The organism is Brevibacillus borstelensis (assembly GCF_036700025.1).
Classification (GTDB): Bacteria; Bacillota; Bacilli; order Brevibacillales; family Brevibacillaceae; genus Brevibacillus; species Brevibacillus borstelensis.
Genome location: NZ_CP144922.1, coordinates 4,843,304 through 4,864,725, shown reverse-complemented (window position 1 = coordinate 4,864,725; position 21,422 = coordinate 4,843,304). Strand labels below are relative to the sequence as shown.

At 52.7% G+C, this 21,422-nt stretch carries 19 protein-coding genes; 13 read left to right on the top strand and 6 right to left on the bottom strand.

Annotated features, from left to right (window positions below; genetic code table 11):
- Window positions 1-105: 105 nt before the first annotated feature.
- From V5G20_RS23380 to V5G20_RS23370, 3 genes are all read left to right on the top strand, one after another.
- Window positions 106-330 (top strand): Spo0E family sporulation regulatory protein-aspartic acid phosphatase, encoded by a 225-nt coding sequence (locus V5G20_RS23380; RefSeq protein WP_081787877.1) that lies wholly within the window; start codon window positions 106-108, stop codon window positions 328-330.
- A gap of 472 nt (window positions 331-802) precedes the next feature.
- Window positions 803-1,222, top strand: a complete 420-nt coding sequence (locus V5G20_RS23375; protein WP_122958448.1) for a GNAT family acetyltransferase — start codon at window positions 803-805, stop codon at window positions 1,220-1,222.
- Window positions 1,223-1,468: 246 nt separating this feature from the next.
- Complete coding sequence (locus V5G20_RS23370) at window positions 1,469-2,299, top strand: protein-glutamine gamma-glutamyltransferase (RefSeq protein ID WP_003390971.1); 831 nt, start codon at window positions 1,469-1,471, stop codon at window positions 2,297-2,299.
- 93 nt (window positions 2,300-2,392) lie between these two features.
- On the opposite strand, the gene solA is transcribed toward V5G20_RS23370, so the two are convergent.
- Complete coding sequence (gene solA / locus V5G20_RS23365) at window positions 2,393-3,523, bottom strand: N-methyl-L-tryptophan oxidase (protein ID WP_003390975.1); 1,131 nt, start codon at window positions 3,521-3,523, stop codon at window positions 2,393-2,395.
- Window positions 3,524-3,718: 195 nt separating this feature from the next.
- Here solA and V5G20_RS23360 point away from each other — a divergent pair, with 195 nt between their 5' ends.
- The 6 genes from V5G20_RS23360 to V5G20_RS23335 all read left to right on the top strand — a co-directional run bounded on the left by V5G20_RS23360 (window position 3,719) and on the right by V5G20_RS23335 (window position 10,217).
- On the top strand, window positions 3,719-5,446 hold the full coding sequence (locus tag V5G20_RS23360; RefSeq protein ID WP_338462410.1) for a methyl-accepting chemotaxis protein: 1,728 nt from the start codon (window positions 3,719-3,721) through the stop codon (window positions 5,444-5,446).
- A gap of 312 nt (window positions 5,447-5,758) precedes the next feature.
- Window positions 5,759-6,541, top strand: a complete 783-nt coding sequence (locus V5G20_RS23355; RefSeq protein WP_003390977.1) for an IucA/IucC family C-terminal-domain containing protein — start codon at window positions 5,759-5,761, stop codon at window positions 6,539-6,541.
- A gap of 216 nt (window positions 6,542-6,757) precedes the next feature.
- Complete coding sequence (locus V5G20_RS23350) at window positions 6,758-7,489, top strand: ZIP family metal transporter (protein ID WP_003390979.1); 732 nt, start codon at window positions 6,758-6,760, stop codon at window positions 7,487-7,489.
- A 114-nt stretch (window positions 7,490-7,603) separates the two neighbouring features.
- Window positions 7,604-8,407, top strand: coding sequence for a flagellar motor stator protein MotA (gene motA / locus V5G20_RS23345; RefSeq protein WP_003390981.1), 804 nt, complete (start codon window positions 7,604-7,606; stop codon window positions 8,405-8,407).
- Entirely contained in the window at window positions 8,400-9,218 is an 819-nt protein-coding gene (gene motB / locus V5G20_RS23340; RefSeq protein WP_003390984.1) for a flagellar motor protein MotB, read from the top strand. Before motA ends, motB begins: the two co-directional genes overlap by 8 nt.
- 177 nt (window positions 9,219-9,395) lie before the next feature.
- Window positions 9,396-10,217 carry an alpha/beta hydrolase gene (locus V5G20_RS23335; RefSeq protein ID WP_051925403.1) on the top strand — a complete coding sequence of 274 codons (822 nt, stop codon included), beginning with the start codon at window positions 9,396-9,398 and terminating at the stop codon, window positions 10,215-10,217.
- A gap of 178 nt (window positions 10,218-10,395) precedes the next feature.
- Here the strand turns inward: V5G20_RS23335 and V5G20_RS23330 are convergent, their stop codons facing one another.
- The 4 genes from V5G20_RS23330 to V5G20_RS23315 form a co-directional block, all read right to left on the bottom strand.
- Window positions 10,396-11,334 carry a macrolide 2'-phosphotransferase gene (locus V5G20_RS23330; RefSeq protein WP_003390990.1) on the bottom strand — a complete coding sequence of 313 codons (939 nt, stop codon included), beginning with the start codon at window positions 11,332-11,334 and terminating at the stop codon, window positions 10,396-10,398.
- Between the two features lie 965 nt (window positions 11,335-12,299).
- Entirely contained in the window at window positions 12,300-12,527 is a 228-nt protein-coding gene (locus V5G20_RS23325; RefSeq protein ID WP_141334231.1) for a hypothetical protein, read from the bottom strand.
- A gap of 76 nt (window positions 12,528-12,603) precedes the next feature.
- A complete protein-coding gene (locus V5G20_RS23320) occupies window positions 12,604-12,939 on the bottom strand; it encodes a VC0807 family protein (RefSeq protein WP_122958445.1) in 336 nt (111 codons plus the stop codon).
- 94 nt (window positions 12,940-13,033) lie between these two features.
- Window positions 13,034-13,504: a low molecular weight protein-tyrosine-phosphatase gene (locus tag V5G20_RS23315; RefSeq protein WP_039069999.1), complete on the bottom strand. Its 471-nt coding sequence runs from the start codon at window positions 13,502-13,504 to the stop codon at window positions 13,034-13,036.
- Window positions 13,505-13,598: 94 nt separating this feature from the next.
- Between V5G20_RS23315 and atoS the strand changes: the two genes are divergently transcribed.
- The 3 genes from atoS to V5G20_RS23300 all read left to right on the top strand — a co-directional run bounded on the left by atoS (window position 13,599) and on the right by V5G20_RS23300 (window position 18,308).
- The gene (gene atoS / locus V5G20_RS23310; RefSeq protein ID WP_031932119.1) at window positions 13,599-15,425 is read left to right on the top strand and encodes a two-component system sensor histidine kinase AtoS; all 1,827 of its coding nucleotides are present in this window, start codon (window positions 13,599-13,601) and stop codon (window positions 15,423-15,425) included.
- Complete coding sequence (locus V5G20_RS23305; RefSeq protein ID WP_039069997.1) at window positions 15,422-16,849, top strand: sigma-54-dependent transcriptional regulator; 1,428 nt, start codon at window positions 15,422-15,424, stop codon at window positions 16,847-16,849. The genes atoS and V5G20_RS23305 overlap by 4 nt, the downstream gene beginning before the upstream one ends.
- A 130-nt stretch (window positions 16,850-16,979) precedes the next feature.
- The gene (locus V5G20_RS23300) at window positions 16,980-18,308 is read left to right on the top strand and encodes a short-chain fatty acid transporter (protein WP_003390998.1); all 1,329 of its coding nucleotides are present in this window, start codon (window positions 16,980-16,982) and stop codon (window positions 18,306-18,308) included.
- A gap of 94 nt (window positions 18,309-18,402) precedes the next feature.
- Here V5G20_RS23300 and V5G20_RS23295 read toward each other — a convergent pair whose 3' ends face one another.
- Window positions 18,403-19,881 carry an Lsa family ABC-F type ribosomal protection protein gene (locus V5G20_RS23295; protein WP_003391000.1) on the bottom strand — a complete coding sequence of 493 codons (1,479 nt, stop codon included), beginning with the start codon at window positions 19,879-19,881 and terminating at the stop codon, window positions 18,403-18,405.
- A gap of 497 nt (window positions 19,882-20,378) precedes the next feature.
- On the opposite strand from V5G20_RS23295, the gene V5G20_RS23290 reads away from it, so the two are divergent.
- Window positions 20,379-21,422 carry a TIR domain-containing protein gene (locus V5G20_RS23290; protein WP_003391003.1) on the top strand — a complete coding sequence of 348 codons (1,044 nt, stop codon included), beginning with the start codon at window positions 20,379-20,381 and terminating at the stop codon, window positions 21,420-21,422.

Here is a 21,422-nt window from a genome sequence, read left to right as displayed (position 1 = left end):
AATTTTGTAAAACGTCTATAATTATCCGATTGTTAAATAAATTTTGCGACAGAATTTATAATAAAAAACTAGGTATGTCCTAGAACCTATGAGAAGACTCCAATTTTGGGGGAATTGAAATTGGAACAGAATAAACTAATATTCCAAATAGAACAGTTACGAATGCAATTATGCAACCTTGCAAAGGAAAAAGGCATCTCCCATCATTCTGTAATTGAATTAAGTCAAGAACTTGATAACTACATTGTTCAATATGTTCGACAATATGGGGGGAGAAATTCAAAAGCTGGGGAGCAGTCATTATCTCGATCTTCCAGTTTACCGGATTAGATTTCTCTTTCCGTGACTTCTGCCTCTTCAGAATAAAGTTCCCATAGCTCAGAAAATCACGCTAAAAAATAGGAATCAGCTTCTTATTCCTGTATTTGTACATGTCAGGACTCGAGTCTGTCTCTTGACGCACTTCAAAGAAAAGGTCATCGGTTACGCGAACACTATCTGCCCCATGAAGTTGTTTATTCAGGTCAGTAAAAAGCAGATGTCCGTCTTCCATTCTGTACAAGGTTGTATGGAATGAGGTGGTTGCCACAAAAGAACCGATGATGATCTCATCTCCGTCAAGCTTCCCTTCATAAACCGTACCATTGTGATCACCCGAGCCTTATTATGCCGCATCTACGATTAACCAAACGAGCGGAATAAAGTCTAAAGTCCCTTCTATTCCAAACCTTGGCCGATAAGCCGCCAAAATTTGTAGTATAATCATTCAATATTTCAAATCTTCCACCAAGGTGATGAGACGATGGACATTCGTTCTTTCCAGATGACAGACTATGAGGCGGTAGTAGAGCTATGGATGCGTGCAGGGCTGACCCTGTCGCCCTCCGACAGCCGGGAAGCGATCGAAAAAAAGCTGCAGCGCGACCCGGAGCTGTTTCTGGTAGCCACCGAGCAAGACCAATTAATCGGTGCCGTCATGGGCGCTTTCGACGGTCGCCGGGGATGGGTCTACCACCTGGCCGTCGATCCGCAATGCCAGGGCAAGCAAATCGGACGCCTGCTGATGAACGAGCTGGAAGAGCGGATGCGGGCGGTCGGCTGCGATAAGATGAATTTATTGGTGGCCCAAGATAACGTGCGAGTCGGAGCGTTCTATCAAAAGCTAGGCTTCACCCGCGATGACGTATTTTTCATGGGAAAGTGGATCAATCGGCTGTCATAAACCTAGAAAACACCAAACGCTGTAGAGATGAAAAAGGGAGAAAACAGCGAAGGTCTTTGGGACACAATCCCAGGCAGGTCAGCCCCATGCGGTGTCCCACCGAACCTGAAGCGTTTTCTCCCTTTTTCATCTCCTCCACTGCAGCCGGAACTACGAACGTTTTTCCCAACGCCGAGCCAGAACAGTGATAATCCCGCCCAGCCTGCATACAGTGTAGCAATGCGTCAGGAAGGGGGAATATCAGGCGTGATCAGTATCGCAGGAATGCCAGTCGACCCGGCGGCATTGGCCAGCGAATGGCGTTTGAACAGCGTCCAGCGCGAGACTGTCGACAGAATGGCTCGGGCGGGGGAAGTGTTTGACTATCCAAATGCCGAATTGCTCCGCTACGAGCTCAGACTGCGCAATCAAATTGTCGTTTCCTCCCTGCAGCTGTTCCGGAGCGGCCTGGCTTTTGCCACCTTTGAGGAGACGAGATGCAACGAAAGGTTTTGGGTGCGGACGGATTACGGAGGGTGCATGCTCCGGCCCGAGGTGCCTCCGTCCATCGCTATCGAAGACATTTTCCGAAACGGCCATGCCTATGCGTTTGAATGCGCGACCGCAATGGTCATTATTTTGTATCACGCAGTTTTGCAGACGATTCGCAGGGCAGATTTTGACCAATTGTTCAGAGGCATTTTGCTTTATGACTGGAGGTATGATCAGGATCTTCGGCTGACTACAGAGCAAACGCGCACCTTTTTGCCAGGGGATATTCTCTACTTTGAAAATCCCGAGTACCGGCTGGATGAGCCGGAGTGGCAGGGGGAAAATGCCGTCGACTTGGGCAATGGCAGATATTTTGGGCATGGGATCGGTGTCGAAACCGCGGAGGGGATCCTCCATCATCTGAACGGCAAGCGCAGACCCGGAGCGACGAGACGCGCCCAACTGCTGAGCCAGGCGACGCGGCCTGGTTTTGCATACCTGGCTGCTTTTGAGGATACCGGGGGAATCCGCTTCATGTCTGGAAGCACGGAGACAGAAGCCGGGAAAATCAGGGCGGAGATCGGGTCGGCAGTATGGGAGCTGTGATGAAAGCCGTTACGAAAGCCGTTATGAAAGCCGTTATGAAAGCAGGCCGGTAGAGGTTTCTACTCTTCCCGGCCTGTTGTTGTTATGGGGCGCCTACCAGCGGCCGATGGCAAAACGGGACAGGTCATGGACCGCAGTTCCGCTGGTCAACAGCTGACTGGCAGCCTCTCCGACCGCGCTTGCAAACTTGAAGCCATGTCCGGAAAAACCGGCGGCAATGACGATGTGCGGGTACTCTGGATGCTTGTCGATGATGAAATCCTCGTCCGGAGTAAAGGTGTACAAGCATACCTTGCCTTGACGCAACGGCCCGGCTGCCTGCGGCATGAATTTTTCCAGAAACGAGCGGGTATCCGCTTCGTCGGAAGGACACGTCCCAAACGTGCGGTCGAGTTGATCGGGGTGCACCGGTTGGCCGCCGTCATGGCGCCCGATTTTGACACCAGCCCCGTCAAAGCTGGGGAAGCCGTAAAAGATCGAGTCCGGCAAATCAAAAATAAATGCGGGAAACCGGTCGGAACGGTACAGGCTCTCGTCTGCTTCAAACCAGGAGACCGTTTTTCGCGTAGGCGTCAGTGGCAGGGAAAGGCCGAGAGAAGTCAGTACATCCGGGTTCCATGCTCCGGCGCTGATCAGCAGCCTGTCGCAGGCGTAGGTGCCATGTTCGGTTGCGACCACCGCTCCATCTGGCGCCGCAGAAATTTCTTTTACCCGTTCGTTGACCAGAAGCTCTGCACCGTGGAGAAGCGCTTGCTGGCGATAGGCCCGGATGCAGTCTTCGCTGTAAAGGACACCGGAGGTAGGCTCGTAGCACCCGGTGAAATCGTCCGGCATGTGTATCCCCGGCCAACGCTTAGCTGCCTCTTTCGCGCTGAGAACCTCCAGCGGAAGCGAATAGCGCTCTGCACTCTTTTGCACATTTTGCACGAAGCGAGAGTCGCGAGGACCGCCGCTTAGTACGCCTGTCTGTACAAACAGGCGCTTTCCTGATGCCTCCTCCAGCTCCTTCCACAGCTCCATGGCCCGAATCGTCAATGGCACATACAGCTCGCCTTCTCCGTATGCATGACGGATGATGCGCGTGTCGCCGTGGTGGCTTCCCATCTGGTGCGGCGGGTCGCCGGCGTCGATCAGCAAGGTATGGACCCCTTGCCTGGCCAGGTAGTAGCCGGCTGCCATTCCCATGGAACCGGCCCCGACAATAATGACATCATAGTGTTTCACAGTGGCTTCCTCCTCTTCCCACAGTGCTGACTCATACTGTTTTTCAAACTATTATCCTACAGATGCATCGCGAGGTCGAGGCGGCATTGTTGGTACTTTCAGAAAGTTTTCTCCCTCTGGTTTCATTTGTAAAAAAATCGGGAAATACATAGCAAGCTAAACCAAAAAATTTAACCGAACGAAGCGGGTGGTTGCATGAAAATGACCATAGGGAAAAAATTAAGCGGGGCTTTTTCGATCTTGCTAGTCATCATGATCCTTTCCGGTTTTTTGGCCGTATACAAAATGCACAAGCTGAACGCGAAGGTTTCGGAGTTTACCGACGGCTGGATGCCCGGTCTGCAGGCGGTGCTGGAAATAAATGCCGCACTCCAGACGATCTACGCCTACGATCAAAGCCTGTATGCCACAGTAAATGCGGCCGACAAAGAGAAAATCGTCAAACAAATCGAAGAGCAGTTTCTCTATGTGGAGGAAAAAACCAAGGATTACGAAAAGACGGTTCAAACCAGTGAAGATGCTGAAATTTTTGGGAACCTGCAAAGAACCCTTGAGGTTTATAAGACGTTCAATAATCGCATTGTCGAGTCCGGGAAGGAAATAGACGTGTCCACCGTGGCTACGCCGGAGGATTTGAAGCGGTTGGAAGAGCTACGCCTGCAAGCCGACATGCTGTTCAAGGAACGGCAGCAATACGTGGATGAATTAAAGAAACGAAACAGCGAGGGGGCCAATCAAGCGGTCGCGGAAAGCTATCAGCTTTATCGGGACGGCATGCGGGATACACTGCTCCTGCTTGTCATCTCGCTCGCTGGCGGGATTCTTCTGGCGGTTGGTTTGACCAGAAATATCCGCAATCCGCTCGTTAAGCTGGTGGCAAACGTAAAAGAGGTGGCGTCTGGAAATTTGCGCGTGGAACCGTTGATCATCAAGAATCGGGACGAGTTTGCCAGCCTGACGCAGTCCTTTAATGAAATGACAGCCAGCTTGCAAACCTTGATCCGTCAGGTGAGCACGTCATCAGAGCAGGTGGCGGCATCTGCCGAGGAGTTGACGGCAAGCGCGGAACAAACGAGCAAGGCGACAGAACAAATTGCCGTGACCGTTCAGGAGGTAGCAGCAGGAACGGACAGGCAGGTCAGGAGCGTCGATGAAGGCTCCAGAGTGGTTCGTGAAATGACAGCCAGCATCCAGCATATCGCGGCCAATGCGCAGAGTGCGTCTTCTACAGCTGTTCAGGTGGCGGAGCTGGCAGGCGAAGGAAATCAGGCTATTCAAGCCGCGGTACAGCAAATGAGCGCCATTCACGATTCCATACGCAATCTGACGGGGGCTGTAGAAGGACTGGGCAAACATTCCCAAGAGATCGGCCACATTATCGAAGTGATTACGGGAATTGCAGAACAGACCAATCTATTGGCATTGAATGCGGCGATTGAGGCGGCCCGCGCCGGTGAGCACGGAAGAGGCTTTGCCGTCGTAGCGGACGAGGTCCGCAAGCTCGCCGAGCAGTCTTCCCAGTCGGCCGCACAGATTGCCAAGTTGATCAATACGATTCAGGAGGAGACCGTGCGGGCAGTCGATTCCATGCAGGCGGGGAATCGGGAAGTGCAGTCCGGCATCGCGGCCGTTCATCAGGCAGGAGAAACCTTCGGACAAATCCAGTACTCGATCCAGGACGTCACCGAGCAGATCCAGGATGTCTCCGCCGCAGTTCAGCAGGTGTCAGCCCATACCGATCAGGTAGTCGAAGTGATCAGCTTGATCGCCGAAGGATCCGACGTCACGGCAGACGGCACGCAAAATGTCTCGGCCGCTACGGAAGAGCAGCTGGCTTCCATGGAGGAGATAGCCGCTTCGGCGACATCGCTGTCCAAGCTGGCGGAGGAGCTGCAGGATACTGTCTCCGCATTTAAAATATAGCGCCAGTCGTTGGTTGAAGAGCTGGATGGATGCAGATTGCTGCATAGAACGCGAATAGTTTGGTGAATAGTTTGGTGTAAGGCTGTAGGGCGGTAAGTCTCTACGGCCTTTTTCATGTAAATCCGGATGATAACAGCTTGTTTCAAAAAACAACAGAAGGCGGAGCTCTTGCAGACAGGTACAATCGGCAAGATCTTCAAGTTTTTTTCGCAAACACTTGTAACCGAGAAGACGGAGGCATATAATAAGTTGTAACTGATAATGAAAATCATTGATAACGGCATGAATCAACACAGTGGAAGGATGGAACCGATGGGAACCGATTGGAATACAGCCGTACTTGAGCAGAAATACCGCATCTCGTTTGCCGATGAGATCAATGCTCCGCTTGTCTTTTCAGCCGAAGGTCTGCTTCGAAAAGAGACAAGCATGATGTTTCTGCGGCAGGTAGGAGAACAGATCGGATCTCCCGGCAGCGTTGTGACGGCATCCCTCTTCTTTAAACGGTTCCTCGCTCTGATGACCGGCGCTCTGCATGCCATGTCCCATGATTCGGTGGGCTTGCAGCTTTCTCTTGCCAATGTTGTGTTAACAGGAGAAAAAAGCTGGAGCATTCCGCGATTTGTCCTGCTTGATCAATCCGTCAGCAGACCGGAAGACGGAAGCCGCGCACAGTGGCGGGAGCAGGTCGTCCGCGAACTGTTTGCGGGTACGATCCAGCCATTGATTGCCGCGCTTTGTGCAGCTACTTCTGTTAAAGCCCATGTTCTGTGGGCCCACGCTTCGTACCTTGTGCATTTTTACTACAAGCGCTGGCAGGATGCGGCGGAGTCTGCAGAGCTCAAGAGGCAGATTGCCGACGACTATCACTACCTGACCAAAGCAGCCGATCCGTCCGTGTTTGGCCTGAAAAAAGGCCAGCCCCTCGACACTTCCTATACGATGATTCCCCATCCGTCGGGCAAGGGAGAGCCGATCCAGATCCGGCACCAATGCTGCTTCCAATACCGGCTGGAGGGCGGGCGATGCTGCTATACATGTCCGCACCTCAATGAAACCCAGCGCGTCGAGCAGATTCTCGCGCTCGGCCACTAAGCATTGCCACTACGATCATAAACAGTGCTGTCTGATGACGGCACTGTTTTTAGTTTTGTTCACTGATAGGTCCCCGACATGTATAAAATCGCGATTTCGTCGTATAAGTACAGGGATGGCAGTGCAGGACCTTGGCATATTCGCAAGTTTTTCCACGGACTTGTGCATCCGTGATATGATGTTGGAATCATCGTACTCGGCCCTGGGGGTATATTCATGGAACAACTGGTAGTGGGCAGTTTATTATCTGCATTGGCAACGGGAGCAGGCGCTCTTCCCATTCTTTTCTTTAAACAGGTTACCCATCGCTGGCGGGATATTTTATTGGCGTTTACAGCCGGAATCATGATGGCTGCTTCTACGTTCAGCCTGATCCCGCAGGCATTGGCAAATGAACGCTTGATCGTCGTCTGTCTCGGGGTGTTGACGGGAACCATCCTCTTGACGCTGCTTGAGAGCGTCATTCCGCACATCGATCTCGAACACACGCGGGCGAATATCTCGATGGACTCGCAGTCATTGCTCATTTTGTCGGCCATTACGCTGCATAACATTCCGGAGGGACTCTCCGTCGGCGTCAGTTATTCATCCGAACAGAGCGGCCTGGGCGGCCTGATCGCCTTTGCCATCGGCGTCCAGAATGCGCCGGAGGGCTTCCTCGTAGCCTTGTTTTTGATCAATCAGCGGGTCAGCCGCTTTAAAGCCTTTTTGCTCGCGACTCTGACGGGATCAGTCGAGATTGTGTCTTCGTTTGCCGGGTATTACCTGACGTCCTTCGTAGAGGGATTGGTGTCTTACGGACTGGCGTTTGCGGCCGGAGCGATGCTGTTTATCGTGTACAAGGAACTGATTCCCGAAAGCCACGGAGACGGCCATGAGCGCTCCGCTACCTTTTCTTTTATCGTCGGACTGCTCGTGATGATTTGCCTGATCAGATGGTTTGGATGAGGTTTTTCACAAAACTGTCCCGATTTTCCGCAACTTTCTCTCACAACCGACGGCAGAATTACCGAAACCATATATAGAGATATTTTTCGAACACGGTAGTTAGGGAGTGTCACAATGGAAAAATCGACCTTGCTCGGTATTGTATTAGGGATTATTGCAGTTGTCGTCGGGATGATCTTGAAACACGCGAGTCCGAGTGCCTTGCTGAATCCGGCAGCCTTCATGATTATTATCGTCGGTACGGTTGCGGCTCTGATGAACGCGTTTCCCCTTTCGGAAATCAAACGGATTCCTGCACTCTTCAAAATTTTGTTCACCGAACAGAAGCTGCCGTCCAAGCGGGAGCTGATCGACCAGTTTATGAACTGGGCTTCCATCGCTCGCCGCGAAGGCCTGCTGGCGCTGGAAAACACCTCGGACGAGATCGAGGACCCGTTTCTGAAAAACGGCATGAAAATGATCATCGACGGCGGAGAGCCGGAGTTTGTCCGGGACGTCTTGAATGAAGAGATTTACGCCATCGAAGAGCGGCACCAGTCCGGCGCACTGATCTTCAGCCAGGCGGGAAGCTACGCGCCGACGCTCGGGGTATTGGGTGCGGTAGTCGGCTTGATCGCCGCCCTGGGGAACCTGAGCGATATCGATGCTCTCGGCGTGTCGATTGCGGCGGCATTCGTGGCGACGCTGCTGGGGATTTTCACCGGGTACGTTTTGTGGCACCCGTTCGCGACCAAGCTGAAGCGCAAATCCAAGCGCGAGATCGAGATCAAAAAAATTATGGTGGAAGGACTCCTTTCCATTCAAGCGGGTGTTTCCCCTGCGGCTATCGAGCAGAAGCTCCTTGTCTACATTCCTTTGCAGGAACGTGCAGCAGTGAAGGAGGAGAAGAAGGAGGAGGAGGCCGCAGTAAATGGCTAAGCATTCCAAACGTCACGGCAATCATGAAGAGCACATGGATGAATCCTGGCTGATTCCTTACGCGGACCTGCTGACCTTGCTGCTGGCCCTGTTTATCGTATTGTTTGCCTCCAGCAAGATGGACGCGAAAAAATTCGACCAAATGGTTCGTTCCTTTGATGTGGCGCTGAATGGCGGGATCGGCGTGTTTAACCAGCCGAGCCCCGTGCCGCTCGACCCGTCGCTGCCCCAGCAGACCTTGCATATGGGCAAGGAGACGGACGACAAGGAAAAGACCGAGGAAGAAAAGAAGATGGAAGAGGCCATCCGCAAAGAGACGGAGGATCTGAAGAAGCTTCAGCAGCGCATGGAAGACTACATCAAGGCAAACAATCTGGGAGACAAGCTGCAGACTCAGCTGACGGACGAAGGCCTGCTGATTACGATTTTGGACAATGCCCTGTTCGATTCCGGAAAAGCAGACCTCAAGCCGGAGGCCCGCAAATTGGCCGCAGAGATGGCTTCCATGCTGGTGCCGCATCCGAAAAAGGTGACGGTTACCGGCCATACGGACAACGTTCCGATCCATCGTGCCGAATTTCCGTCCAACTGGGATCTCAGCGTGAAGCGCTCCGTCAACTTTTTGAAGGTCCTGCTCGAAAACAGCAATTTGGACCCGTCCAAGTTCAGCGCGACGGGGATGGGCGAGTACCATCCGGTGGCATCCAATGCGACACCGGAGGGAAGAGCGAAAAACAGGCGTGTTGAGGTGGCGATCCTGCGTGATCTGGCATCGCCGCCAAAGAGCAGCCCTCCGCCGGCGACCGAGTAGATGAAAACAAAAGACCAACTGGCTAAAGGACAGCGGTTTTTCGCCGCTGTTCTTTTTTCTTGAAGGGCTTGGCTGACCAGGCAGGAAGCCTTGACAATCAAAGAGGAAAAAGGAATAATACAGATGTATAACAAAGTAAATTAATCGGAATACTTTTAATAAAGAGGGGGAGTTCAGGTGAGATATGTAGAACGGTCGGTTCGGATTCCTTTTGACCAATATGAGCTGGCTGCCACTATTCATGAGCCTGAGCTGGTACGGAAAGACGACAGCCTTGCTGATACAACATTGTTGATATGTCACGGATTTGTGGGCAACCGGATTGGGGTGGACCGGCTCTTCGTCAAAGCGGCCCGCGATCTGGCAGTGTCTGGTCTGACAGTGGTCCGATTTGACTACGGCGGATGCGGGGAAAGCGAAGGAGATTACGGTGCCGGAGGACTGGAGCTTTTGGTCAGACAGACTCGTGAGGTGCTTGCTTATGTACGCTGCCGTGAGCAGGGCCGTGCTGCCCGCAGAGTTATTCTGCTGGGACACAGTTTGGGCGGAGCCGTTTCTGTCATTACGGCTTCATTGGAGCAGAACATCGACGGCTTGATCCTCTGGGCCCCTGTCCCGCGTCCGTTTGAGGATATTGTGCGGATTGTGGGCGAGCAAGGGTACGAGGAGGCTGTGCAATACGGCCGGACCGATCACCGGGGGTACTCCTTGCAGGAGACATTCTTCCAGTCGCTCCATGCCTACGACCCGTTGCAGCAAGCGGGTCAATTTGACGGTGATGTCCTGCTGCTTCACGGAAACAGGGACGAAGTCATCCCGCTGGACTCTCTCTTTCACTATGAACGCGAATTTCGTCTCCGCAAGAGCGGACACTGCGAGACGGAGATTATCGTACGGGGGGATCATACTTTTTCGGCGCAAGACGCCTACCAGCGGCTGGTCGGGAGAACGAGCAGCTGGCTGAGCGTATTTGCCGGAAGCGAAACCGTGGCGATATAAGCAAAGGGCCAGGGGTTTGGCTGAAGAGATTCTGCCTTGGCACAAAAGATTTTGGTACAAAAGAGGTTGACACAAAAGAGAAAGAGACAAAGATCGCAGGGAACGGTCTTTGTCTCTTTGTTTATAATCCTCTTTGTCTTCAGTACCAATCTGGAAAGAGCTTCTCTCTCGAGTGAGGTTACTCTTGTTTTTGTTCGAGCAGACCAAGCGCTCCCTGAGCCATCTCCATGTGTTCTTCTTTGCCCGTGTGCAAGGCGAACATGCCGATCAGTACCGGATAGGCGGCCCATTGCTCGGCGATATGCTCGCGCATGCGGGGCCACACTCGGCCGCCAAAAGCCTGGTACTGGTTCAACAAGACATCAAGTCCGCTTTCTCCAAACAGCGCGTAATAAATGGTGAAATCCGTTCCGGGGTTCGTCACTTCTGCTTCTGTCCAATCCAGAAGTCCCGTCACCTGATTACCCTCGTTTATCAGAATGTGCGGCGGGTGCAGGTCGCCATGAACCAGCGCGGAATGCTGAGGCCAGTAGCTATCGTCAGCTATCCATCTTTGCCACCTGTCCCACAGCGTATCAGACACTCCGATCTTGCGCTTGATGTCATCCATATTTTTAGCGAAGGTCTCTCGTGCTTCGGCTGGACTCTTCACGCGGATACCGGCAGAAGCCGCCAGATCATGGTCAACCCCATGCAGGGTGGCGAGTGCCTGGGCCAGAGAGCTGACAAAAGCGGCGGGCAGCGGGTCGTGCTCCATTTTCCAAGCGTATCCATTGGACACCGGATCTACCGTGGCAGCGGGAGTTCCCTCCAGCAACGGATAGGCGATCAGCTCAGACGTGTATACACGCCAGTTCGGAACGGCAACAGCCAGATGACGTTGGAGTAGCTGCAGAACCTTGTATTCATTATCCGCTCTGTCCATTACGTCGGGCCGTCTTGGCTTGCGTAAAACCCAAGGCTTGCCGTCTTCATCGGTTACGAATGCGACTTGAAAGTCCATGCCGGACTCATTGATCTCTACGCGACTCGGATCAATCCGAAGACCGTTGTTTTTGGCGATACGCAGCATATCAGCGACAACTGTTTCATGATTTGTTGGTTGAATGGGGTTCATAAGGGCGAGTCCTCCTTTTATTTTGCTCTTGTCTGGCAGTAAAACTTGCTCTCTTGGCTGCCCGAGAACTGCGCCAAAACGAAAAAACACAGGCTGCTGCTGCCTGTGTTTGGGATAATCGGAAGGGATGGGACAGCTGCAGGAGGAGTCGCTTGTTTACGGAAAGCGAAAAACACTCCTGACGGCTGACTGATTGGCCGAGATCAAATGAAATGAACAGTAACCACCGACAAGTGCGGTATGTTGACAGGCACGATTCCTCTGACGTCCACACCATCCCTACTGCGATGCGAGGTGCAAAAAAGCGATGAGGACACAAAGCGGCCTTCAAGACCAAAACCTGGAATTGTTCAATTATTCGATCATGCGTGTAGAAACAATGAGTACAAAGAGGAGGCTGCAAGGCCATCTCATTTTGCAACTTAGTTAGATTAGGTTACGAAAAATAGGCAGACCAATCCCGATTACCCTGCACACAGGCAGAGCCTTTGAGCACTATGATTTTTTAGTGGCGCAAAGTTCGCAAGCGGGAAAAATGGTCTAACACACGTAACCCTCCGTTCCTGTAAGATTGTTTAATTCTAACAGATTTTCGTTCCAGTTGCAATACTTGGAAAATGACGTCCATTATGTTCGTGCATAGGGAAAATATCATACAATTTTACTTGTGCATTGAGGAAGGCGGTGAGGTCATGTATGACAGGCTGACAGCTTGATCTCCTCGATGGAAGAGATGGAAAAGATCAAAAAAGGCCAGAAGCCCGTATTGGATCAATATATGCACTGCCGGTCCTGATATGATCGGGAGAAAGAAGCAGTACGCATTCCTTTTACTGACACAGGGTACAGATTTAATCCGTTACATGGAGGCATTTCGCAATCTGAAGCCGCTCGTAAATGTGATGTCTGGAGCTCAAGACCTGGACGTTGTTTTAGATGGTGTTTCAGAGGAAGAAATGACGGGGTTAGCCGCTGAAGTAGCCTTCCTTCTCCAGCCGTTCAGCCAATGGATAGATATGCTTGCGGAAAATGTATCCGTAAGCGGCCAAGATGATGCCGTAGGTCAGCCAGCTTCCAAGGGATAGCGCCGATAGGTACACGCCGTAGCCCTCGATGCCGAACCGGCTGATGAGCAGCGCCCGGATCCCGGCTTTGACAAAGACCGGTAGTCCCATAAGGAAGGTAAGCAACAAAAACCAGCGATATGCCTCCGGGTGTCGAAATAACCGCAGGCTGCTCTGAACGGGATAGCCTATGGAAGCAGCGACATCAACAGAAAAGAGCATAGCGGCGGGTTCTTTTTACTGCAATCGACAGAAAAAAGAACAGGCCGAGTGCTGCATCGGTGTATATATTGTTCCGCAGCAGCCATTCAGGGGAATCGGAAAGTAGGTCGAGGAAACGGGGGATAAGCAGTGTCGCGAGCAAAAAGACACCCGTAAACGTGAAGCGCCGGTCTTTGAACAGCACGTAAAGGCCATAGCAAAAGCCTGGCAGCCCTGACAAGAGAATCGCGCTGTAGTCCCCGAGGACAGGCCTGCCGTAAGACCACACGAGGAGAGGCAGCGCCAGAAAAAAAGCAGCTTCCAAAAAGACTCTTTTCATCTGTAACACTCCACTCCCGAAAAACAGCCTTGAAGCTACAGGATTTACCACATGATTATAGACAAGAAGCGATACCTATGCCAAGTGAAATCTCTCACTTAGCCGGGGTTTCGCTCTTTTTGATTTCCTCCAATAACCCCCGGCATCCAGCTTCCACTAGCTGATATACATACTCAAACCGTCCGGTATAATACGGGTCCTCGACGTCTCTCTCCGGCAAATGTGCGGCAAAGTCCATCAAGCGGTGGACATGCACTCCTGGAGGGGCCATCCGCTTTAGAGCGGCCAGATTTTCTTCATCCATGCAGACGATGTAGTCAAAGGTGGAAAAGTCGTCTTGGGTGATCTGACGAGCTTTCAGGCTTTCGTGGGCGATTCCTTTCCCGGACAGAACCTTGCGCGTACCGCTGTGGGGTGGCTCGCCTGCGTGCCAGCCCCCGATACCCGCCGAGTCGATGGAGATCTGGCCGCTCATCCCTTCCGACGCGACCATATGGCGAAAAACGGCTTCGGCCATCGGAGAGCGGCAGATGTTGCCCAGGCAAACAAATAGGACATGTGTCATGGCTGTTGCTCCTTTCCTTGCAAAACGTTCTCGAAACTTCTGTATGATAGAATACCATAGAGAGGGACAAAAAGAGAGGGACGGGAAGGTTATTGTGAAGTCATATGTGTACCGCATCCGCTTTATCGTGTCCGTCATCGCCGTTACCGTTCTGCCCATCATCGTGACAGGAGTTGTGCTGTTGAAAGCGGCGGAGCAGGCGCTCTTGCAGGAGAAGGAGAAAAAGCTGCTGGCGATCACAGAGCAGCTTGATTTTGCCCTGTCGCAAGATTTTGAAAACGTATTGCGTGAAGAGGGGCTGCAGAACGCCTCGCGCGAGCAGCAGATCGCAGCGCTGAACCGGAAGCTTGAGCAGCTAACCGATCAGATCGCAACCGCTCATCCGGGCATCGGTGTCGGCTATTATGCGAGGCGGCTGGACGCGATCATTACATACGGCCCCAGCCGGGAAATGGGCCAGCATGTGGGCATGCCCATCGCGCCGGATCATCCGGGAAGACAGGTGATGAGCCGGCGGTCAGCCGATGTTGTCGTCGGTCCGCAGGTGCGCGGCGAAATTATGAATGCGATGTATCCGATCGAACGGAACGGAGAGGTGATCGGCTACGCATGGGCAAATGAACTGATGCAAAGCATTGATATACAGCTCGCCGGAATGCGCCAAGGCATCTACTCCATCGTAGGGATTGGCTGTGTGATTGCAGCCGTAGCCAGCGGACTGATGATACACAGAGGCGAGATTATTTTGCAGGAAATCAAAGAAGGCTTGCGGCGGCTCAGTCTCGACCTTTCCTTTCGGATGAAACCGGCGAAGGGCGAACCGGGCGAGATATTCGAGGCGATCAACAAAATGGCAGGCGACCTGCAGGCGAGCCGCAGCCATACGGAAACGATCATTCACAGCATGGAGAGCGGTGTCATCGCACTGGACCACCGCGGCCGCGTCACGGCATGGAATGAAGCGGCGACCCGCATTACAGGGGTCAGTCTGGAACAGGCGATGGGCCGGGACTACGAGGATGTGTTTCGCGGAGAAGAGGAGATTTTGAAAGCGCTGTCCGATGCGCTTGGCGAGGGAAAAACGACACGGGATGCGGAATGGAGCCCTCGGGGCGCGGGCAGAGCCAGACTGTTCGTAAAAATCGGCACGTTTATCTGGAAGAGTCCGATGGAGCAGGTGCTTGGCGCGATCATTGTGATGGATGACCGAACCGAATGGAAACGGATGGAGTCGAGTCTGGCTCAGGCCAAAAGGCTGGCGGTGATCGGGGAGCTGGCGGCCAGCATTGCCCATGAAGTCCGCAACCCGCTCACCTCGATCAAGGCTTTTGCGCAAATCATCGAGGAGGAGCTGCCTGCTGGGCATGACAGTCGGGAATACACGGGGATCATCGTCGACGAGGTGGAACGGCTGAATCGGTTTGCCGATGAGCTGCTGCTCTTTTCCCGGCCCAATGAAGAGCATCATGTGCCCTCGCGTGTCGGAGAGGTGCTCGATCAGACGCTGCTGCTCATCGAGCGCCGCGCCGTCAGCCAAGGAGTCTTCTTGCAAAAGGTGTATCGGGATGCGCCTGCAACTGTTCTGGCTTCACCCGAGCTGCTCAAGCAGGTATTTCTCAATATTTTGATCAATGCCCTGCAAGCATTGAGGGACGGGGGACTGCTGCTGGTGGAGACAGAGGCAGTGGATGGACATGTTTGCATTCAGATCACCAACGAAGGACCGCCTATCGCGGAAGAGCATCTGTTGACCGTGTTTGAGCCGTTTTTTACGACCAAAAAGTCGGGAACCGGGCTCGGCCTTGCCATATCGCAACGGATCGTGCAGGCGTACGGCGGGCAAATTTTCGCCCGCAATGTGGACATGGGCGTGCAGTTCACTGTGGTGCTGCCCGCCAATAAGGAGGAGGCATTGCGATGAAAAAACGAGTGCTGCTGGTCGATGACGAAATCAATGTCCGAAAAGCGCTGACCACGGCGCTTCGGAAGGTGGGATATGAGACGAAAGAAGCATCCAGCGGAAGAGAAGCGCTGGAGCTTTTGAAAGACTTCCGCCCTGAAGTCATGCTGCTCGATTTGCGCATGCCGGAGCAGGACGGAATGGAGACATTACGGCGGCTCAGAGACATGCAGCAGATGGAAGACGCTTGTCCCAGCGTAGTGATGATGACGGCCTACGGCACGGCCAAGGACGTGATGGAAGCGATCAAGCTGGGCGCATTCGACTACGTGCAAAAGCCGTTCGATCTTGGACGGGTCAAACAAGTAGTGGCACAGGCGCTCCGCCAGCGGGAAAGCGACCAGGCCAACCGGCTGAGCGAGGCATCTCTCGACGAGCCGTGGGAGGGCCCCGGTCTGGTCGGTCTCAGCCCGGCCATGCAAGAGGTATACAAACTGGTCGGACGGGTGAGTATGACAAAGTCGACGGTCCTGATCCAGGGCGAGAGCGGCACAGGAAAAGAGCTGATTGCCCGAGCGATTCACAGCAACAGTCCGCGGGCAGGAAAGCCGCTGATCGCCGTCAATTGCGGCGCGATTCCGGAAAATTTGCTGGAGAGCGAGCTGTTTGGGTACGAGCGCGGCGCTTTTACAGGAGCGACGGGGCAGAAGCCGGGCATGGTCGAGCTGGCGGATGGCGGGACGCTGTTTTTGGATGAGGTCGGCGAGCTCAGTCCAAGCCTTCAGGTAAAACTGCTCAGAGTGCTCCAGGAGCGCACCTTCGTCAGGCTGGGCGGCATAGAGCCGGTATCCGTAGATGTGAGAATTATAGCCGCGACCAATCGCGATTTGCAGGAGCGTATCCGCCAGGGGCTGTTTCGTGAGGATTTGTACTACCGGCTGAATGTCGTTCCGATCCACATGCCTCCGCTGCGGGAGCGAAAAGAAGATATACCGCTGCTTGCTGAGCACTTTTTAGCCAAATACGGGCGGGAGATGGGCAAGGGGCCGTGCTATCTGTCAAAGGCTGCGATGGAGTCGCTGCTGTCCTATCATTGGCCGGGCAATGTCCGCCAATTGGAGAATACGATTGAGCGGGCATTGGTCATCGCGGGCGGCTCCGCTATTTTGCCTGAGCACGTCGAGGGTCCTTTGCAGGAAACAGAAACGGCAGAGACGGGCAGGATGGGGAGCATGCTCCGTTGGGAGGATCGGACGATGCGGGAAATTATCCAGGAGGTAGAGCGGGAGGCGATTGTCAGAGCGCTGCAAAAGGAGGGGGGAAACAAGCTGCAAACGGCGAAACGGCTGGGGATTTCCAGACGGGCGCTGTTGTACAAGCTGGAGATGTACGGATTGAACGGGACAGACGGTGTGCAAAATGGAGGCGAAGTGCGCAAAAAGTAGCCAGTTCGTTGTCAGATGCTTTATGAAAGCGCATACATGGCGTGGGGTTGGCTCTCTGAAAAGACTGGCACGCCAGTTGCATTCTCCTGACAAAGAAGTCATCAATCTTTTTTGGAGAGGAGAATGCCTTGTGTTTCAAGCGTTGACCAACGCCTCCGTCCGGATGGTGCAGCGTTATTTGCCTGACGCCTTTTTATTCGCGGTCATTCTTACTTTTCTCGTTTTTGTGGCAGGTATTGTCGTCAACGGAAAATCGCCTCTGGAAATGGTCAGCTTCTGGGGAGACGGCTTCTGGGGACTGCTCAGCTTCACCATGCAGATGGTGCTGATTCTGGTCACCGGACATACACTGGCCGAGACAGACATTTGCAAAAAGGGCCTGCGGGCAGTCGCTTCCATGGCCCAGACTCCGGGACGGGCGATTGTTCTCGTCACGCTGGTTTCCTGTATCGCCAACTGGATCAACTGGGGCTTCGGACTTGTCGTCAGCGCTCTGTTGGCCCGCGAGATCGCCAAGCGTGTGGAGAAAGTCGACTACCGCCTGCTGGTAGCCAGCGCATACGGCGGATTTGTCGTCTGGCATGGCGGCCTTGCCGGCTCGGTTCCGCTCACGGTAGCGACGGAAAAGCACAGCCTTCAGGATGTGATCGGCGTCATTCCTACGTCCGAAACGATGTTTTCCGCGATGAACCTGACCATTGTAATCGCGATCATGGTGATTTTGCCGCTGGTCAACCGACTGATGCTGCCAGCCGAGAAGGACAGAATCGTCTTCAAGGGCGCAGACCTGGGGCGTGAGGAAACGGCTGCCACTGCCGCTCCGGCAGCGGATGAAAACAGCCCGGCAGTAAAGATGGAGAACAGCCGCATCATTTCCTATCTGATTTCGGCCATCGGCTTTGTGTATCTGATCTCTTATTTTGTGGAAAAGGGCTTCAAGCTCAATCTCGACATCGTCAGCCTCGCCTTTTTGTTCCTGGGAATTTTCCTGCACGGGACGCCGCGCAAATTCCTCGATGCGATGGGAGAGGCGATCAAGACCACGACCGGGATTGTCGTGCAGTTTCCGTTTTACGCCGGCATTATCGGGATGATGACCGCTTCGGGACTGGCTGCAAGCATTTCCCAATGGTTCATCAGCATTTCGACTCCGACCACGTTCCCGCTCTTTACCTTCTGGAGCGCCGGTCTACTGAACGTGTTTATTCCTTCGGGCGGCGGCCAGTGGGCTGTACAAGGGCCGATCATGATGCCCGTAGCGACGGAGCTGGGCGTATCGCATGCCAAGGTAGCCATGGCCATCGCCTGGGGCGATGCATGGACCAACCTGATCCAGCCGTTCTGGGCGCTGCCCGTCCTCGCTCTGGCAGGACTCGGGGCAAGGGATATTATGGGTTATTGTCTGATGATGCTCTTCGTCACAGGAGCCATCATCAGCCTCGGATTTTTGCTATTCTAGTATCAACGTTTGAAAGAAAAATGCCGCAGGCGGCTGGAAGCTGAGCGATGCTCGTTTCCGCCGCCTGTTTTTTGAAGACAAGCCGTCTATTTGGTCAAAGTTCAATCGTCTTCGTCGCTATTGTTTTGCAAAATTCACTGTCGTGCTCCACAAACAGAATGGTAGGCGCGTATTCAAGCAGCAGCTCCTCGATTTGCATGCGGGAGATGACGTCGATAAAATTAAGCGGCTCATCCCAAATGTGCAAATGGACGTTCTCGGAAAGGCTTTTGGCGATCAGCACTTTCTTCTTTTGGCCGCCGCTGAAGGCTGCCATATCCTTTTCAAATTGATCCCGGGAAAAATCAAGCTTTCGCAGCAGGGATTTAAACAAGCTTTCGTCTATCCCGTTCATTCGGGCATAGTCCTTTAAATTGCCCTGCAAATGCGAGGTATCCTGGGAAACATAGGAGATTTTCAACTGGCTTCCCTTGTTGAACGTCCCCGTATAGTCGATGTTCTCGCCGCAAAGCAGTTTGAGAATGCTTGTTTTGCCGGAGCCGTTCTTGCCTGACAGGGCAATTCGCTCCCCTTGCTCAATCGTAAAGCTGACATCGCTGCACACCAGCTTTTTGCCATAGTATATCGAAACGTCTTTGAGCTCGGCAAGCTGGTTTTTATGATAGGGCAGCTGCGTTATTTTCAAGCTGTCTGCGGTCTCGATATTTTTCAGGAGCCTGCTCCTTTCCTCGATCGCAGCTTGCTGCCTCTGCTCAATTGCTTTTGAGCGTTTCATCATTTTGGCTGCCTTGTGGCCGATATACCCTTTATCCACCTTTGAACCGGAATTCCTAGTGCCGTTTTTCGTCTTTTCCACTTCATGGGACCAGATGCTCGTTCGTCTGGCGGCGTCGGACAAGCGCTTGATGTCTTTTTTCAGCTTTTCGTTTTCTGCAAGCTCAAAGTGATCCTGTCTCTTTTTATTTTCCCACCAATCGGAGAAGTTGCCTTTTTGAATATCGATGTTAGTCTTGTTGATGGAAAGGATGTGATCCACGCAGTTATCGAGAAATGCCCGGTCGTGGGACACCAGAATAAAACCGCTCTTTGTACCCAAATAGTCGCTGACCAGTTTTCTTGCAGCCATGTCCAGATGGTTGGTTGGTTCATCAATCAGCAAAAAGCTGTTTTCCTTGAGAAACAGAGCAGCCAATAGCACCTTCGTCTGTTCCCCGTTGGACAATGTGGCAAAGGGCCGGTACAATACATCCTCTGAAACCTGCAAAAGTGAAAGCTCGCGCATGAGCTGCCAGTTCTGATAGTCGGGAATCATCTCGTTGATGACATCGAGCGTATGATGTTCCTTGTTGTCGACGTGGAAAGGAAAGTATTCAAAGCTGACAGCGGCGGAAATGGTTCCGCTGTATTCATATTTTCCGAGCAGCAAGTTGAGAAAGGTCGTCTTGCCTCTGCCGTTTCTTCCCGTAAATCCCAATTTCCAATCGGTATCGATTTGGAAGCTTACGTTTTCAAATATGTGATCGAAGCTGCCGTCATGGGCAAACGTCAGGTTTGCCACTTTGATCAATGACATGGACATATCCCCCTGTATGGAAAATAGAAAAGCCGCAAGAAAGTTACCTTCTTGCAGCTCAAAAAACATACAGCAAATCCAACCCGCTTCGGAGTCGGATGAGGATATATGATTTGAGTGAAAAGATATCGTAACTTTCTTGCACATACGAAATAAAACATGCGAAACATGATTCGCTTTATTGTTTTCATTTCATAAGCAAGAAAAATTACATTCTTTTCAACTCCATATCAGTAAATTACATGTATCATATCATGCGCTTCTTTTCATTTCAACAAAAACGAAAGGGGTGATCGAGGCCGCCGTCCGGCACGCACAGCTCCCAACAGGAGTTATCCTCCAAATCAGCAAGTTGAAACGTCTGTTTTGTCTCCGCCAACAAAATATGCTCGGACCGGAAAATTTGTTGGATGAATCTGGATGGTCTGCTAATATACATAGAGAGACGGCAAACATAGGCGTACGGACATGGAATCAAATGATGGGGGTACAAAACCATGAGCCCTAGTGCAAAACCGCGGGTATTTGTCGGCTCCTCGGTCGAGGGGTTACCTCTGGCGCAAGCGATCCAGGCCAATCTCTCATACGTTGCACAGGTTACACTCTGGTCACAGGGCGTATTTGCCCTGAACCAAACGGCGCTTGCCAGTCTGCTGGAACATTTGGAATCAACCGATTTTGCCGTGTTTGTCTTTTCCCCCGACGATCAGGTTCGTCTGCGCGGAGAGGAGTGGACAACGGCTCGCGATAATGTATTGTTTGAGCTCGGGCTGTCCATGGGCAAGCTGGGACCGAACCGGGCCTTTTTTGTAAAGCCTCGCGGGATGACGATGTTCCGCATTCCCACCGATCTGTTCGGCATCCAGGCAGGAGACTACGAGGCCGACCGGGATGACGGGAATCTTTCTGCCGCGCTGGGCGTTTTCACGGGCGAGCTGGCCCGGATTATCAAAAAATGGGGACGCAGGCAAGAGATTCGTGATATTATTGAAAGAAAAGAGAGACTAGAGGCACAATTGCACTTTTTGTATTCACTGATTAAGTACAGCAAGCATACCGTGGAGACGAGAAATCATGTCAACCGGATTCTGGATAAAATGCTCGGCTCCTGTCACATCCCGGAGACGTTCAGTCCTTCGGCAGCCACGCTGTTTTCCCTGGTCGACCGTGAGCTTGTTCAGATCGGTCACGCCCGGGACGTCGATGAAGACCACCGCTTTCGCCTGGATCATAATGAACTCTTCCCGCAGAACCAGAACTGGATGGTAGCCGCATTTTTGTCCAATGAGTCAGTGATGGGCTGCAAGGGACAGTTTGGTCTGCTTGGCGAATACGAGTACATCATCTCCATCCCCATTGCGAAAACATACGTGATCACGTTCCATCTCGTAACACACACGCAGATAGCCGAGTCCGAGTACGATCACTTTCTCGAACAGTTTACGACAGTGAATAAGCCACTTCTTGATACATTCAATGTATTTCTGGAGAGGGGGGTGGAATTGTATGCTAGCCAACAACCATCCACGCAAAAGAGGTAA

Bases quoted from the DNA above. Each gene is read 5' to 3' on its own strand.
- V5G20_RS23375 (WP_122958448.1), top strand. From the start codon at position 803: ATGGACATTCGTTCTTTCCAGATGACAGACTATGAGGCGGTAGTAGAG.
- V5G20_RS23360 (WP_338462410.1), top strand. From the start codon at position 3,719: ATGAAAATGACCATAGGGAAAAAATTAAGCGGGGCTTTTTCGATCTTG.
- V5G20_RS23355 (WP_003390977.1), top strand. From the start codon at position 5,759: ATGGGAACCGATTGGAATACAGCCGTACTTGAGCAGAAATACCGCATC.
- V5G20_RS23350 (WP_003390979.1), top strand. From the start codon at position 6,758: ATGGAACAACTGGTAGTGGGCAGTTTATTATCTGCATTGGCAACGGGA.
- motA (WP_003390981.1), top strand. From the start codon at position 7,604: ATGGAAAAATCGACCTTGCTCGGTATTGTATTAGGGATTATTGCAGTT.
- motB (WP_003390984.1), top strand. From the start codon at position 8,400: ATGGCTAAGCATTCCAAACGTCACGGCAATCATGAAGAGCACATGGAT.
- V5G20_RS23330 (WP_003390990.1), bottom strand. From the start codon at position 11,334: ATGAACCCCATTCAACCAACAAATCATGAAACAGTTGTCGCTGATATG.
- V5G20_RS23320 (WP_122958445.1), bottom strand. From the start codon at position 12,939: ATGAAAAGAGTCTTTTTGGAAGCTGCTTTTTTTCTGGCGCTGCCTCTC.
- V5G20_RS23315 (WP_039069999.1), bottom strand. From the start codon at position 13,504: ATGACACATGTCCTATTTGTTTGCCTGGGCAACATCTGCCGCTCTCCG.
- V5G20_RS23305 (WP_039069997.1), top strand. From the start codon at position 15,422: ATGAAAAAACGAGTGCTGCTGGTCGATGACGAAATCAATGTCCGAAAA.
- V5G20_RS23295 (WP_003391000.1), bottom strand. From the start codon at position 19,881: ATGTCATTGATCAAAGTGGCAAACCTGACGTTTGCCCATGACGGCAGC.
- V5G20_RS23290 (WP_003391003.1), top strand. From the start codon at position 20,379: ATGAGCCCTAGTGCAAAACCGCGGGTATTTGTCGGCTCCTCGGTCGAG.